Raw genomic sequence first — 14,871 nt, forward strand, 5'->3', positions numbered from 1 at the left:
GAAGGGAAGTGCATGTCCACGCACCTCGCAGGTCACGTCACGGGACAGCTGACTGGACAGTTGACGGTGATGGCGGAGACGCTGATCGACGCGCAGTTCGTCGACTACGCGATCCTCGCGATCTACTTCGGCTTCGTGCTCGGGATCGGACTGCTCGCGCGGCGGCACATCTCGGACTCGGTCGACTTCTTCCTGAGCGGCCGCTCGCTGCCGGCGTGGGTGACCGGGCTGGCGTTCATCTCCGCCAACCTCGGCGCCGTCGAGATCATGGGCATGTCCGCATCCGGTGCGGAGTTCGGGTTGCCGACGGTCCACTACTTCTGGGTCGGCGCGATCCCGGCGATGCTGTTCCTCGGCGTCGTGATGATGCCCTTCTACTACGGCTCGAAGGTCCGGTCGGTCCCCGAGTTCATGCTCCGCCGGTTCGGCCCGGGCGCGCACCTGGTGAACGCGATCTCCTTCGCGCTGGCCCAGCTGCTGATCGCGGGCGTCAACCTCTACCTGCTGTCGACGATCGTCCAGGCGTTGCTCGGCTGGCCGCGCTGGACCGCGCTGTTCGTCGCGGCCATGGTCGTGCTCTTCTACATCACGCTCGGCGGTCTCTCCGCGGCGATCTACAACGAGGTCCTGCAGTTCTTCGTGATCGTGGCGGCGTTGCTTCCGCTGACGCTGATCGGCCTTCACCGCGTCGGCGGCTGGAGCGGCCTGACCGACGAGATCACCAAGGCAGCAGCGAACAACGAGGCTGGACCACCGGCGGACCAACAGCTGAACTCGTGGCCGGGGCAGGCGCTCACCGGCTTCGACTCACCACTGCTGTCCGTCATCGGGATCGTCTTCGGCCTCGGGTTCGTGCTGTCGTTCGGCTACTGGACGACCAACTTCGTCGAGGTGCAGCGGGCGATGGCGTCGAACTCCATGTCGGCGGCGCAGCGGTCGCCGATCATCGGCTCGTTCCCGAAGATGTTCGTGCCGTTCATCGTGGTCATCCCCGGCATGCTCGCGGCGGTCACGGTGAGCGAGCTCGTCCAGCTCAAGGAGGACGGGTCCGGCGGGGCGACGTACAACGACTCGATCCTGTTCCTGATGCGCGACCTGCTGCCCAACGGGATGCTCGGGGTCGCGATCGCCGGCCTGCTCGCGTCGTTCATGGCCGGCATGGCGGCGAACATCTCGGCCTTCAACACGGTGTTCTCCTACGACCTGTGGCAGACCTACTTGGTGAAGGAGAAGGACGACTCGTACTACACCGGCGTCGGCCGGGTCGCGACGGTGGCGGCGACCGTGATCGCGATCGGTACGGCGACGTTCGCGGCCAACTACTCCAACATCATGACCTACCTGCAGACGCTGTTCGGGTTCTTCAACGCGCCGCTGTTCGCGACCTTCATCCTGGGCATGTTCTGGAAGCGGATGACCGCCGCGGCGGGTTGGTCCGGCCTCGTGGCCGGGACGGTCGCCGCGGTCACGGTGTGGGTCCTCAGCGAGGACGTGCTCGGCGTGATCGCGATCGGCGAGCAGGGGGCCGCCTTCGTCGCCGCCGGTGCCGCCTTCGTCGTCGACATCATCGTCTCGGTCGTCGTCAGCCTGGGCACGGAGCCCAAGGCGGAGAGCGAGCTAGAGGGGCTGGTCTACTCACGCGAGCGTCGGGCGAGGCAGCACGCGGAGTACTCGCGCCTGCCCTGGCACCAGCAGCCGGCCCGTCTTGCCGGGGTGTCACTCGGCCTGGTCGTCCTGCTCAACATCCTGTTCTGGTAACCCGAGGGAGTCGTCATGTCCGAGTCCAGCCCCGGCACCCCGTCACGGGAGACGTCCGAGGGTCGCCACCAGGCGGGTGCCTTCGACATCCGCGTCTTCATCGCGAGCCTGATCGGGTTGTACGGCGTGGTGCTCGTCGTCACCGGCCTGGTCGGCACGTCAGAGGAGGAGCTGGCCCGCGCCGGCGGTGTGAACGTCAACCTGTGGGCCGGCCTCGGCATGATCGCGTTCGCGGCGTGCTTCCTGGCCTGGGCGCGGCTGCGTCCCGTCGTGGTACCGGAGAAGCCGGACGCCGCCGAAGACGGTGCGGACGAGGGCGACGCCGCGTCCCATTGACCCTCGAGCCGACGTCCCAATTGTTAAAAATGCAAGAAACTGCATCGTCAGCAGCAGAGCCGGCGCCACAATCGCCGTAGGCAGGGGGGAACTTGCCTACCTGACAATTTCACCGGCTCTGAGGGGGGCTATCCGCGTGGGGGAGAAACATGTCGACGGGCTACCGCCGGCCGCAGCACTGCTGCGCCGGCCGGCGGTCATCGTCCGTCACGAGATCATGTCCGGGCTGGCTGCGGCCGGCTACACCGACGTCCTGCCGGCTCACCTCGGGGTGTTCCAGCATCCAGGACCTGACGGCCTGCGACCCGGCGTGCTCGCTGCACGCACGCTGGCGTCGAAGCAGGCGATGAACCATCTGCTCCACCAGCTCGAAGCCGGTGGCTACCTCGTCCGTGAGGCGTCGTCCGGCGACCGGCGTACCCGCGTCGTCCGGCTGACCGAGCGCGGCTGGGACGCCCTGGCCGTCATCCGGCAGACGGAGCTGGAGGTCGAGAAGCGCTGGGCGGAGTCTCTGGGGGAGGAGACCTACCGCGAGCTGCGACACGGCCTGACCCGACTCGAGGAGCTGCTGGACCGGCCGAAGGGCTGAACCGACCGGGGGAGCCGGCCCGGCGTCACGCCGGGCCGGCGTCCCTCCGCCCGCAATCGGGTGGGCCACCCCGGAGTGGGTGGGGTAACCTACGCCCATGCGGAAGAGCCTCCTGCTTAGCAGGCCGCGTTGACGCTCCGGGCCTGACCCGGATCGACGTCCACGCGGCTACCCCTCACGCCTGAGGGGTTTTTTTGTGCCCGGCGCGAGCCGCCGGCACGAAGAAGCCGACCGGCAGGAAGCAGCCACCAGCAGACCGCACAGGAAGACGACGAGACGACATGACTGACCACGCTGACACCTCGCGTGACACCTACGACGTGGTCGCGGCCCAGGAGAAGTGGCGCAAGGTCTGGGAGGACCTGGACCCGTTCCGCGCCGCCGACGACGGCTCCCGCGAGCGCCGCTACGCGCTGACGATGTTCCCCTACCCGAGCGGTGACCTGCACATGGGTCATGCCGAGGTGATGGCCCTGCACGACGTGATCGCCCGTGCCTGGTGGCAGCAGGGGTACGACGTGCTGAACCCGATCGGCTGGGACTCCTTCGGGCTGCCCGCCGAGAACGCCGCCATCAGGAACGACGAGCACCCGGCGACGTACACCTACGCCAACATCGAGACGCAGGCCGAGTCGTTCCGCCGCTACGGCATCTCCTTCGACTGGTCCCGGCGCCTGCACACCTCCGACCCGGACTACTACCGCTGGACCCAGTGGCTGTTCCTGCGCTTCCGCGAGCGCGGCCTGGCCTACCGGAAGTTCTCGCCGGTCAACTGGTGCCCCAACGACCAGACGGTGCTGGCCAACGAGCAGGTCGTGGCCGGCATGTGCGAGCGCTGCGGTGCGGAGGTCACCAAGCGCGAGCTGTCGCAGTGGTACTTCAAGGTCACCGACTACGCCCAGCGGCTGCTGGACGACATGGAGGGGCTGTCCGACACCTGGCCGGAGCGGGTGCTGGCCATGCAGCGCAACTGGATCGGCCGGTCCGAAGGCGCGCACGTCGACTTCGACATCGAGCCCCGCGAGGACTCCGGCGGCGGCACGCTGGCCGGCCGGACGGTCACCGTGTTCACGACGCGGCCGGACACGTTGTTCGGCGCGACGTTCTTCGTCGTCGCCGCGGACGCGAAGCTGGCCGCGGAGATCTGCGCGCCCGAGCAGCGGCAGGCGTTCGACGCCTACCTGGCGGAGGTCCGCAAGGAGACCGACATCGACCGGCTGTCGACCGACCGCGACAAGACCGGGGTGTTCCTGGGCCGGCACGCGGTCAACCCGGTGAACGGCGAGCGGATCCCCGTCTGGGCGGCCGACTACGTGCTGGCCGACTACGGCACCGGTGCGGTGATGGCGGTCCCCGCCCACGACCAGCGCGACCTGGACTTCGCCAAGACCTTCGACCTGCCGGTACGCCGGGTCGTCGACACCGGCGAGGACAACCCCGAGGACACCTACGTCGCCACGGCGGGCGACGGCGTCTACGTGAACTCGACCGGCGACGGGTTCAGCCTGGACGGGCTGACGGACAAGGCCGCGGGCATCCGCTCGATCGTCGAGCACCTGGAGAGCACCGGGACGGGCAAGGGCGCGGTGAACTTCCGGCTGCGCGACTGGCTGCTGTCGCGGCAGCGGTTCTGGGGCTGCCCGATCCCGATCGTGCACTGCGACTCGTGCGGCGAGGTCGCCGTACCCGACGACCAGCTGCCCGTCGAGCTGCCCGACCTGCGCGGCGCCGACCTGAAGCCGAAGGGCACGTCGCCGTTGGCCGCCGCCGACGACTGGGTCAACGTGGCCTGCCCGTCGTGCGGCGGTCCGGCCAAGCGCGACAGCGACACGATGGACACGTTCGTGGACTCGTCGTGGTACTTCCTGCGGTACTGCTCGCCGCACTACACCGACGGTCCCTTCGACCCGGAGGCCGTGCGGGGGTGGATGCCGGCGCATCAATATGTGGGCGGCGTCGAGCACGCCATCCTGCACCTGCTGTACGCGCGGTTCTTCACCAAGGTCCTGCACGACATGGGGATGCTGGACTTCACGGAGCCGTTCCGGGCGCTGATGAACCAGGGCCAGGTCATCAACCAGGGCAAGGCGATGAGCAAGTCGCTGGGCAACGGCGTGAACCTGGGCGAGATGATCGACGCCTACGGCGTGGACGCGGTCCGGCTGACGCTGGTGTTCGCGGGCCCGCCGGAGGACGACATCGACTGGGCGGACATGTCGCCGGCGGGGTCCTTGAAGTTCCTGCAGCGTGCGTGGCGGCTGAGCGGCGACGTGACCGCCCCGGTCGGCGCGCCGGCCGACGAGGGTGACGAGGCGCTGCGCAAGGTCACCCACCACGTCGTGCACGAGGCGGCGCAGCTGGTCGAGGGCCACCGGTTCAACGTGATGGTGGCGCGGATCATGGAGCTGGTGAACGCCACCCGCAAGGCGGTCGACTCCGGCTGCGGCCCGGCCGACCCCGCCGTGCGCGAGGCGGTCGAGGCCGTCGCGATCCTGCTGAGCCTGGTCGCGCCGTACACCGCCGAGGAGATGTGGCACCGGCTGGGCCACGAGCCCACCGTGGCCCGCGCCGGCTGGCCGACCGTCGACGAGGCGCTGCTGGTCGAGGACACCGTCACCGCGGTCGTCCAGGTGCAGGGCAAGGTGCGCGCCCGGCTGGAGGTCAGCCCCGAAGTGTCCGAGTCCGACCTGGAGGCGGCCGCGATGGCCGACCCCGCCGTCCAGCGCGCGCTGGATGGCAAGACCGTCCGCAAGGTGATCGTCCGCGCCCCGAAGCTGGTGAACATCGTCGCCAGTTGAGGGGGGCGGCGGGGGCCCAATTACCACGGTCCCGTGGTAATCGCCCGCTTCCCGGGGCGAACTCTCCACGGGATGCGGGAGATCCCCTGGGGATGCTCGTGCGCGCGCCGCCTCCCTGGCCCGAGCAGCGCCGCCGGCGGCTCCTACTCGTAGTAGAACTTCTGCGGACCCGGGTAGACCCACGAGAGCGCGTCGCGGAGCCGGTCCCGCCAGTTCTCCCAGTTGTGCCCGTCTCGCGCCTCGACGTACCGCACGGTCATCCCGGCGGACTCGAACGTCGGCACCATCGACCGGTTCTGCACGATCAGCGGCTCGTAGACGCCGCAGCTCACGAAGAGCCGGTCGGCGACGTGCTTGGGACGCGCGCGGTACTTGTTGACGAACTTCACGACCGGGTCGAACACCTCTCCACCGCCATGGTCGGCACCGATGTCGGTGAACACGAACGACCCCGACATCAGGATGAGTGAGCCGTAGGTGTCAGGGGACCGAACCGCCGCCGACAGCGACGCGACCGCTCCGAAGCTGGAGCCCATCAGGCATCGCCCGGACGGTTTGCCAGACAGGGGCAGTTCGGTCTCCAGCCGCGGCAGCAGCTCACTGGTGAGGAAGCGCGAGTGGCCGACCGAGTTCGCGTACTCGGTGAGCCGGTCCCGTGGGTGCAGGAACGCTACGACGGTCTCCGCGACGTCGAGCTGGTGGATCAGGTTGTCGAGCACGGTCTTGGCGGCGGCGTACTGCAGGAAGTCCGGGCCGTCGTGCACGACCAGCAGGGGGTACGACGCGGTGCGGCGGAACCGCGCGGGCAGGTAGACCGTCACCGGGCAGTCCGCCCGCAACGCTCGGCTGCGCACCGTCAGCTCCATCAGGTCACCGGGCCGCACCTCCGGGTTGGGCATCGTCCACTCCGGGGACTCGTAGCCGTGCCCGAAGCAGACGGAGGACGTGCCGACCGGACTGTAGGACAGCTTCTCGTTCAGCGGGTCGTTGATCCGCTCGACGTGGTCCCCTCGTCTGACCTCGAGCTGGTAGTTGACCCGCGACCCCTCGGGCAGCTCGAGCACGAGGAACCACAGATCCGTGCCGTGGAGGGGACGCAGCGGCAGGAGCTCGGGCAGGCCGACGATCCGCTGGGCCAGGGACACCGCGTCGGCCTCGCCGCGATAGAGGAACGTGCAGCGTGAGCCCTCGACGATCGGGACCTCGTGACGCGCGAGGAACCGGTCCACGGCGGCGTCGTCGAGCGGCTTGCGGGCTCGCAGCCGGTTGATCGCGAGCCGACGCGCGGGCGGGCGGGTGCCGGGCGTGCTCACGACGCCGCCTCGGTGATCTGACCGTCGTCGGAGACCACGCGGGCATCAGGCGGGGGCTGTCCGTCGGGTGACAGCGCGAGACGCACGCCGTCGTCGAGGACGACGCAGCGGGCCGGCGCGAACCGCCGGGCCAGCACCGACATTCGCACCGGGTCGTCCACGCGCAGCCGGCGACGCACGTGCGGCAGCGGCACCAGACCACGGACGACCCCGAGACCCTCGCCGAACACCTCCGTCTGGGCCACCCCGTGCGGGACGAAGTCGTGGAAGAGGACCAACCGCTCCGACAGCGCCATCGCGCCGGCGGACCAGGCGATGACGGTCTGCGGAAGGTGCGGCTCGACGTGGAACAGGTGCAGCACCCTCGCCAGCTCGCCGACGTGACCACCGGCGACCACCACGGCCTGCGCCTGTGCCAGCACCTGCCGCACCTCGTCGCGGTGCTGCGCGATCACAGGCCGCTCCTCGGGCCGCCACGCGGAGTAGAACGCGTGCTGGGCGGCGCGGACCCGCGTGAGGTGCTGGCGGTCGACCAGCCGGATGACGTCGATGGCGTCGCCGAACGCCGCCTCGCTGAGCCGGGGGCGGGACTCCCTCGCGGTGCCGACGCCGTACGCCGCGAGCAGCGCGTGGTCGAGCTGGTTGAGGTACAGGCTCCTCAGCTCGGCCAGCGCCACGTCGTGGTCGCGCTCGGCGTGCGCGTACTCCCGGTCCCGCTCGTGCACGTCGAGCCAACGGCGGTGCAGCCCGAGGTTGACCGCCCGACCACCGAGCAGCTCCTGGAGCTCGGCGTCCTCGGGCTCGCGCTCCTGCCAGCCGGCGGTCACGGTGACCACCGGCGCCTGCGGGTCGAGGTCGCGTGCGACGTGCTGGACGCTCGGCCTGCGCTGCGGCCCGAGCAGGGTGACGGTGCGGCTCACGCCACGTGCACGCGGACGGTGCGTCCGACGTCGTCCAACATGCCGCGGAGGACGTCGTAGTCGGCGTGGCGCATCCGGACGTAGGCGTTCGCCATGTAGCCGGCTTCGACCGGCTGGGTGGGGGTGCCCGGGTTCGGCAGGTGGGCGTCGAGCACCCACTCGCCGTGCTTCGCCTGGATCTCCTCGACGCCGGAGTAGCCGGAGATGTTCCCGTCCCGCTCGGGACGAAGGGCGACGATCCCGGTGGCGTAGCGGCGGGACGGGCGGGCCGCGACGTGTCCGTGCACGACGGCGTTGGCCCACTCGCGGTACAGGTCGAGGTCGTTGCCGGCCGAGTAGAGGTCCCACGCGCCGACGCCCGGTGGCCGGCAGCCGATCTCGGAGAACCTCAGCCCCTTGGGCCCGAAGAACCACTCCATGTGGGTGGCGCTGGTGCCGATGCCGAGCGCCTCGGTCACCCGGTGTCCGAGCTCGCGGAGCTCGGCGTACTCCGAGACGGCGTCCACGCGGTTGGTGGAGACGAACTGCGGCGAGATCCACCGGGTCCTCATCGCCTCCAACACGTTGGGGTAGTAGTGCGAGACGAAGTCGAGGGCCGCGTTCCCGTCGACCGACAGCGTGTCGTAGAACCCCTCGTGACCCTCCACGAACTCCTCGACGGCGATCGAGGTGGCCCCCTTCCCGCCGAACATCGAGAGTGCCGCCTCGAGCTGCTGCCCGTTGTCGACGCGGGTGGTGTCCAGGGCGCCGGCGCCGGTGCGCGGCTTGAGGATGATCGGGAAGCCCACGGCGTCGACGAACGTGCGCACCTGCTCGGCGCTCTCCGCCGCCGTCGAGGCAGCGGTCGGGACGCCGGCTGCTCTCAGCGCATCCTTCATCGCCGGCTTGTCGCGGCACAGCCACGTCGTGCGCACGGATGTCCCGGGGATCGTGCAGCGCTCCCGCACCGCGGCGGCGGCGAGCGTGTGCGCCTCGATCGTCGCCTCCAGGCGGTCGATCCAGAGCTTGTCCTGCAGCCAGCGCACCGTCTCCGTCATGCCGTCGACGTCGACGACGTTCGGCACCTGGTGGTAGTGCACCATCCAGCTCCTCAGCTCGTCGTCGAGGTGCTCCTGCGGGGACTCGCCGATGCCGATCACCTCGGCGCCGACATCCGACAGGGCACGCACGAACTGGCGCTGGTTCTTCGGGAAGCCGGGCTCGACGAAGATCACTCGCATCCCGGCATGCTAGCCCCGCACGCAGCCGGCCAGGGTGTCGCTGCGAGCCCGGGTCGCCCGCGACGACTGTCCCCGGGTCTGCGGTGCCGGTAACGTCCGTGCCATGGTCGCCGCCGCCTTCGTCGCGCCGTACCTGCTCGAGGCCACTGCGCGGTTCGTCACCTGTGCGGCCTCCCTTCCGGACGTGCGCCTCGGTCTGGTCACCAGCGACCCGATCGACCGGATCGCACCCGAGCTCCGCGACCGGCTGGCCGGGCACTGGCGGGTCGACAACGCGCTCGACCCGCGCCAGATCGCCGAGGGCGTCGCCGGGCTGAGCCGTCAGATGGGGCGGGTCGAACGGCTGGTGGCAGCACTCGAGCAGCTGCAGGTGCCGCTCGCTCAGGTGCGCGAGGCGATGGGCATCGAGGGCATGGACGTCGACACCGCCATCAACGTGCGAGACAAGCCGCGGATGAAGGAGGTCCTGCGGGCTGCGGGCGTGCCGTGCGCCCGGCACGCGCTGGTGCACGACGCGGCGCAGGCGAGGAGCTTCGCGGCCGAGGTCGGGTTCCCGCTGGTGGCGAAGCCCCCCGCCGGCGCGGGCTCGCAGGCCACCTACCGCCTCGACGACGGTGCCTCCCTCGACGGATGGCTGGGGGTCGTCTCCCCGAGCGGCGACGCCCCGTCCCTGCTCGAGGAGTTCCTGGTCGGGGAGGAGCACACCTTCGACAGCGTCACGATCGGCGGTGAGACGGTCTGGTCCTCGATCGCCGACTACCACCCCCCGCCGCTGGAGGTGCTGCGCAACCCGTGGATCCAGTGGACGGTGCTGCTGCCTCGTGACACCTCGGGGCCCGAGTACGCCGGCATCCACGAGGTCGGACCGGCGGCGCTCCGCGCGCTCGGGGTGACCGACGCGCTCACGCACATGGAGTGGTTCCGGCGGCCCGACGGGTCGGTCGCCGTCTCCGAGGTCGCGGCCCGTCCGCCCGGCGCGCAGCTGACGTCGATGCACGGCTACGCGCACGACTTCGACATCTACACCAGCTGGGCGCGACTCGTCGTGCTCGGCTCGTTCGACGTGCCCGAGCGGCAGTTCGCGGCCGGCACGGCGTACCTGCGCGGGATGGGGCGGGGCAGGGTCCGCGCGGTTCACGGGGTGGACGAGCTCAACCGGCAGATCGGCCACCTCGTCGTGGAGTCGCGGCTTCCCCGGCAGGGTGAGGAGGCAGGCACGGACTACACGGGCCAGGGTTACGTGATGGTGCGCGACCCGGACACCGACGTGGTGCGCGATGCCCTGCGCCGGGTGATCAACGGGACCCGGGTCGAGCTGGTGGAGGCGCTGTGACGAACGTCGTGATGATCTCGCCGGGCTACCCGCTGGAGATGTCCTACTTCACCCGCGGACTGGCCTCCGTCGGGGCCAATGTGATCGGGGTGGGCGACCAACCCCGCGACGCGCTCCCGGGTCCCGCGCGCGAGGGCCTGGCGCACTACGAACACGTGTCGTTGGCCGACGAGGGCGCAGTGGTGGCGGCCCTGCGCGGGCTGTCCCGGCACGTCCGGATCGACCAGATCGAGTGCCTGTGGGAGCCGTACATGCTCCTGGCCGCGCGGCTCCGGGAGGTGTTCGGGCTGCCCGGCATGACGGTCCAGCAGACGCTTCCGTTCCGCGACAAGGAGCTGATGAAACGCACGCTCGACGCCGCCGGGATCCGGACCCCCTGGCACGTGAGCGCCACCACCGTGGCCGGGATCTGGGAGGCCTCCGAGCGCATCGGCTACCCGCTGATCGTGAAGCCGATCGCCGGGGCGGGCTCCGCGGACACCTACCGGGTCGACTCGCCCGACGCGCTCAGCGAGGTGCTGCCACTGCTCAGGCACGTGCCCGAGGTGAGCGTGGAGGAGTTCGTCGAGGCCGAGGAGCTCACCTACGACACCGTCTGCGCCGGTGGCCGGGTGCTCTTCGAGCACATCCTGCTGTACCGCCCCCGCCCGTTGCAGATGAGCATGCACGAGTGGGTGAGCCCGGTGGCGATCTCCCTGCGCGACCTCGGCGTCCCCTACCTGCAGGGCGGTCGGCAGATGGGTGCGCAGGTGCTCGCGGCGCTCGGGTTCGAGACCGGGTTCACGCACATGGAGTGGTACCGCAAGCCTGACGGTGAGGTGGTCTTCGGCGAGATCGCCGCCCGGCCCCCCGGCGTGCGGGTGACCGACCTGATCAACTTCAACACGGACGACGACGTGTACGTCGGCTGGGCCGAGGCAGTGGTCCACGGTCGGATGCGTCAGCTCGAGCACCGGCACAACGTCGGCAGCATCTGCAAGCGGGCCCACGGGTCCGGGCGGATCACGTCGGTGCAGGGCATGGACGAGCTGCTCCGCGCCTACGGCGAGCACGTCGTCCTGGTCGACCTGCTGCCCGTCGGGGCACCGCGCCGGGACTGGCGGGCAACGACCATCGGGGACGGGATCGTGATCGTGCGGCACCACGACCTGCAACGGGTGATGGAGATGACCGAACGCTTCGCGTCAGACCTGCGGCTGTACGCCGCGTGAGCCGCACCGACGCCGACATCCAAGCGGCGGTGACGGCCGCCCTGCCACAGGCCACGGCAGGCCTGGAACGACTGGTGCGCATCCCCTCGGTCTCCGCCGACCCGGCTGCGCGGACCCACGTGGAGGCCTCGGCGGCTGAGGTGGCGGACCAGCTCGCAGCGGCCGGGATGCCGGAGGTCGAGGTGGTGCGGGCCGAGGGTGGCCTGCCGGCGGTGCTGGCGCGACGGCCGGGACCGCCCGACGCCCCGGTCGTGCTGCTCTACGCCCACCACGACGTGCAGCCGGTGGGGGAGCCGAGTGCCTGGCACAGCGAGCCGTTCGACCCGGTGGTGCGGGACGGCCGGCTCTACGGCCGCGGCGCTGCGGACGACAAGGCCGGCATCGCGGTGCACCACGCGGCGATCAGGGCCCTGGGGGACGACCTCGGGGTCGGCGTCACCGTGCTGGTGGAGGGCGAGGAGGAGATCGGGTCGCCGACCCTGCCGACGCTGCTGACGGCGCACCGGGACCGGCTCGCCGCGGACGTGCTGGTCCTGGCCGACTCGACGAACTGGCGGGTCGGGACGCCCGCACTGACGACCTCGCTCCGCGGTGGCGTGAGCGTGGTCGTCGAGGTGGCCACCTTGCGCCACGCGGTGCACAACGGGGTGTACGGCGGGCCGGTGCCCGACGCGCTGACCGCGCTGGCCCGGCTGCTCGCCACCCTGCACGACGAGCGCGGCGACGTCGCGGTTGGAGGACTGGCGCGCGACCCCGCCGACCCCCTCGACCTCAGCGAGGACCGGCTCCGCGAGGAGGCCGGGGTCCTCGACGGGGTCCGGCTCATCGGCTCCGGGTCGCTGACCTCCCGGCTGTGGCGGGGCCCCGCGCTCTCGGTGGTCGGCATCGACGCGCCCCGCGTCGACGGGGCCGGCATGGTGCTGGTGCCGTCGGCCCGGGCTCGACTGGCGCTGCGGATCGCCCCCACCGACGACGCCGGGGCGGCACGCGACGCGCTGGTGACTCATCTCGAGACCCATGCCCCGTGGGGTGCGCAGGTTCGGGTGACGGCGGGGCGGCCGGTGGCGCCGTACTCGTGCGTCACCACAGGACCGGCGTACGCGGCGGCTCGGGACTCGTTCCTGGCCGCCTGGGGGGTGCCACCGGTAGAGATCGGTGTCGGCGGCTCCATCGGCTTCCTCGCGCCGTTCGCCGACGCCTTCCCGGACGCCGAGGTGCTCATCACCGGCGTCGAGGACCCGGACACGCGCGCCCACGCGGCCAACGAGAGCCTGCACGTCGCAGACTTCGAGCGGGCCTGCCACGCCGAGGCGCTGCTGCTGCACCGGCTCGGCGGGCTCGGCTAGCAGACCTCGTTCAGGTACTGCGGCAGCATCCGCCACCAGGTGGCCCAGTCGTGCTCGAACTCGGGCCCCCACGAGTCGACCCGGTTCGGGACGCCCTTGCTCCCGAGCGTGTCGGCCATCGCCCACGACTCGCCGATGTCCTCCCACGCGCCCTCACCCGACGCCAGGATGACCCTCCGCTGCCGGAGGCTGTCCAGCTGCGGTCCCTCGAGTCCGGGCAGGAAGTCCAACGGCGACGCGAGGTAGAGGTCGTCGCTGAACTGCTCGTCGAGGAACCGCTGCAACCGGTAGGTCCCGCTCATCCCGATCGCGGCATCGAACAGATCCGGGTAGCGGCACAGGACGGCCACCGAGTTGAACGCCCCGATCGACGCCCCCGCGGTGACGACGCGCGACCGGTGTCCGCCGAGGTCCGCGTAGATGGCCGGAAGGACCTCGCCGGCCACTGCCTCGTGGAACTTGTTGAGCAACCACATGCGGTAGGCCGGCGTGCCGGCGAACGTGGCAAGCGCCCGCCCGGCGACGCTGTCACAGGAGTAGAGCTTCACCCGCCCGCTCTCGACCAGCTCGCCGCACGCGCCCACCAGGTGGTTGCGCTCGATCTCCTCCGCATCACCTCCCGCCGTGGGGAAGACCAGCACCGGTGTGCCGTAGTGGCCCCACCGCGCCAGGCTGATCGGTTGCTGCATCCGGTCAGACCACCAGCGTTCGGTCGCCTTCATGCAACCCGCACCTCCGCACCTGCATCTCGGTCGTCCCCGAGCATGGCCCAATCCGGCCGTTTCTCATAGATTCGTGTCCGTGACTCACCATCTCATCGGTCTCCTCCTCGGTGCCGAGGACGACTGGCCACGGGCCTTCGAGGCGATTCTCGGCATGGTCGGGCCGATCGACCACGGCGGCGCCACGCACGAGGTCTCCTGTGAAAGGCTCACCATCGAGCCCTTCCAGCTCGACGACCCGGTGCGTACGCCGCTGGTGATCGACAGGCTGGCGCACTGGTACTACCACCCGCGCGAGTGGCTGAAGAAGGCGTCGCTGGTCAACGGCACCTACCTGCTCAACAGCCCGTTCACCTTCCAGTCGATGGAGAAGCACAGCGCGTACTGCGCCATGGTGAGGCTCGGTCTGAAGGTCCCTGCCACCACCCTGGTGCCGTACAAGAACCCGATCGACAACGTGCGCTGGGCCTTCACGTCCGAGCGCTACAACCGGTCCTTCGACCTTGACGCCCTGGCCGAGCAGCACGGCTACCCGCTGTACATGAAGCCGTTCGACGGTGGCGCCTGGCGAGGCGTGTCGCGGATCGACGACCGCGAGGACCTGCACCGTGCCTACGACGAGTCCGGCGAGATGCTGATGCACCTGCAGTCCACGATCGACTACGAGCACTTCGCCCGGGCGCTCTCGATCGGCCCCGAGACGATGGTCATGGACTTCCGCCCCGACCAGCCCATGCACAACCGCTACGCCGTCTCCCACGACTTCCTGTCCGAGTCCGCAGGGTCACAGACGGTGGCGATCAGCCGCATCGTGAACGCGTTCTTCTCCTGGGAGTTCAACTCCGCCGAGATGCTCGTCCGGGGCGACGAGGTGTACCCGATCGACTACGCGAACGCCTGCCCGGACGTGGCGGTCACCTCGCTGCACTACTACTTCCCGTGGGCGATCACGGCACTGGTCCGCTGGTCGACCTACTGCGCCGTCACCGGCCGCAAGTCCAACGTCGACCTGCGGACCCGTGCGTACTTCGCGATCGCCGACGACCCCGACATGTCGTACGACGAGAAGCTCACCGCCTACCTTGCGCTGGCCGACGAGTACTTCGAGACCGAGCGCTACTGGGAGTGGTGTGCCGAGCACCTCGGCCACCTCGAGGAGCGCGTCCACGAGTGGGTGGCCTCCGACGAGTTCGACCGGATTCTGCGGGAGACCGTGTCGGCGACCTACCCCCCGCACGAGCACGAGCAGTTCATGGCGCACTTCCGCGGTCTCATCAAGCTCTGGCTGGACGACCACGCGCCGGCGTGACTCGCTGCGTCGGCGG

12 protein-coding genes are annotated in these 14,871 nt (G+C 70.3%); 8 read left to right on the forward strand and 4 right to left on the reverse strand.

The genetic code is table 11. The features are described 5' to 3' along the window. The first annotated feature begins 69 nt into the window (after positions 1 to 69). From VFH10_RS17015 to leuS, 4 genes are all read left to right on the forward strand, one after another. A complete protein-coding gene (locus VFH10_RS17015) occupies positions 70 to 1,758 on the forward strand; it encodes a sodium:solute symporter family protein (RefSeq protein ID WP_414689883.1) in 1,689 nt (562 codons plus the stop codon). A 15-nt stretch (positions 1,759 to 1,773) separates the two neighbouring features. After that, positions 1,774 to 2,094 (forward strand): hypothetical protein, encoded by a 321-nt coding sequence (locus VFH10_RS17020; RefSeq protein WP_325130700.1) that lies wholly within the window; start codon positions 1,774 to 1,776, stop codon positions 2,092 to 2,094. A gap of 136 nt (positions 2,095 to 2,230) precedes the next feature. Continuing rightward, complete coding sequence (locus tag VFH10_RS17025; RefSeq protein ID WP_325130701.1) at positions 2,231 to 2,683, forward strand: MarR family winged helix-turn-helix transcriptional regulator; 453 nt, start codon at positions 2,231 to 2,233, stop codon at positions 2,681 to 2,683. A gap of 281 nt (positions 2,684 to 2,964) precedes the next feature. After that, positions 2,965 to 5,481: a leucine--tRNA ligase gene (gene leuS / locus VFH10_RS17030; protein WP_325130703.1), complete on the forward strand. Its 2,517-nt coding sequence runs from the start codon at positions 2,965 to 2,967 to the stop codon at positions 5,479 to 5,481. A 143-nt stretch (positions 5,482 to 5,624) separates the two neighbouring features. On the opposite strand, the gene VFH10_RS17035 is transcribed toward leuS, so the two are convergent. Genes VFH10_RS17035 through VFH10_RS17045 form a run of 3 tightly spaced genes read right to left on the reverse strand, consistent with a single transcriptional unit; the run spans position 5,625 to position 8,934 of the window. Continuing rightward, positions 5,625 to 6,794 (reverse strand): alpha/beta hydrolase, encoded by a 1,170-nt coding sequence (locus tag VFH10_RS17035; protein ID WP_325130705.1) that lies wholly within the window; start codon positions 6,792 to 6,794, stop codon positions 5,625 to 5,627. Continuing rightward, on the reverse strand, positions 6,791 to 7,714 hold the full coding sequence (locus VFH10_RS17040; RefSeq protein ID WP_325130707.1) for a hypothetical protein: 924 nt from the start codon (positions 7,712 to 7,714) through the stop codon (positions 6,791 to 6,793). Before VFH10_RS17040 ends, VFH10_RS17035 begins: the two co-directional genes overlap by 4 nt. Continuing rightward, complete coding sequence (locus VFH10_RS17045; RefSeq protein WP_325130709.1) at positions 7,711 to 8,934, reverse strand: ATPase; 1,224 nt, start codon at positions 8,932 to 8,934, stop codon at positions 7,711 to 7,713. The genes VFH10_RS17040 and VFH10_RS17045 overlap by 4 nt, the downstream gene beginning before the upstream one ends. A gap of 103 nt (positions 8,935 to 9,037) precedes the next feature. Between VFH10_RS17045 and VFH10_RS17050 the strand changes: the two genes are divergently transcribed. The 3 genes from VFH10_RS17050 to VFH10_RS17060 are packed head-to-tail and all read left to right on the forward strand — an operon-like array spanning position 9,038 to position 12,824. Next, the gene (locus tag VFH10_RS17050) at positions 9,038 to 10,267 is read left to right on the forward strand and encodes a hypothetical protein (RefSeq protein ID WP_325130711.1); all 1,230 of its coding nucleotides are present in this window, start codon (positions 9,038 to 9,040) and stop codon (positions 10,265 to 10,267) included. Further along, on the forward strand, positions 10,264 to 11,478 hold the full coding sequence (locus VFH10_RS17055; RefSeq protein ID WP_325130713.1) for a hypothetical protein: 1,215 nt from the start codon (positions 10,264 to 10,266) through the stop codon (positions 11,476 to 11,478). Before VFH10_RS17050 ends, VFH10_RS17055 begins: the two co-directional genes overlap by 4 nt. Then, positions 11,475 to 12,824 carry a dipeptidase gene (locus VFH10_RS17060; RefSeq protein WP_325130715.1) on the forward strand — a complete coding sequence of 450 codons (1,350 nt, stop codon included), beginning with the start codon at positions 11,475 to 11,477 and terminating at the stop codon, positions 12,822 to 12,824. Before VFH10_RS17055 ends, VFH10_RS17060 begins: the two co-directional genes overlap by 4 nt. Here the strand turns inward: VFH10_RS17060 and VFH10_RS17065 are convergent. Then, the gene (locus tag VFH10_RS17065) at positions 12,821 to 13,546 is read right to left on the reverse strand and encodes an esterase family protein (RefSeq protein WP_325130717.1); all 726 of its coding nucleotides are present in this window, start codon (positions 13,544 to 13,546) and stop codon (positions 12,821 to 12,823) included. The two genes, VFH10_RS17060 and VFH10_RS17065, sit on opposite strands and share 4 nt — an antisense overlap. 79 nt (positions 13,547 to 13,625) lie before the next feature. Between VFH10_RS17065 and VFH10_RS17070 the strand changes: the two genes are divergently transcribed. Continuing rightward, entirely contained in the window at positions 13,626 to 14,855 is a 1,230-nt protein-coding gene (locus VFH10_RS17070) for a hypothetical protein (RefSeq protein WP_325130720.1), read from the forward strand. The last annotated feature ends 16 nt before the right edge of the window (positions 14,856 to 14,871 follow it).

The sequence above is a fragment of the Nocardioides sp. genome (assembly GCF_035697785.1).
GTDB lineage: Bacteria > Actinomycetota > Actinomycetes > Propionibacteriales > Nocardioidaceae > Nocardioides_B.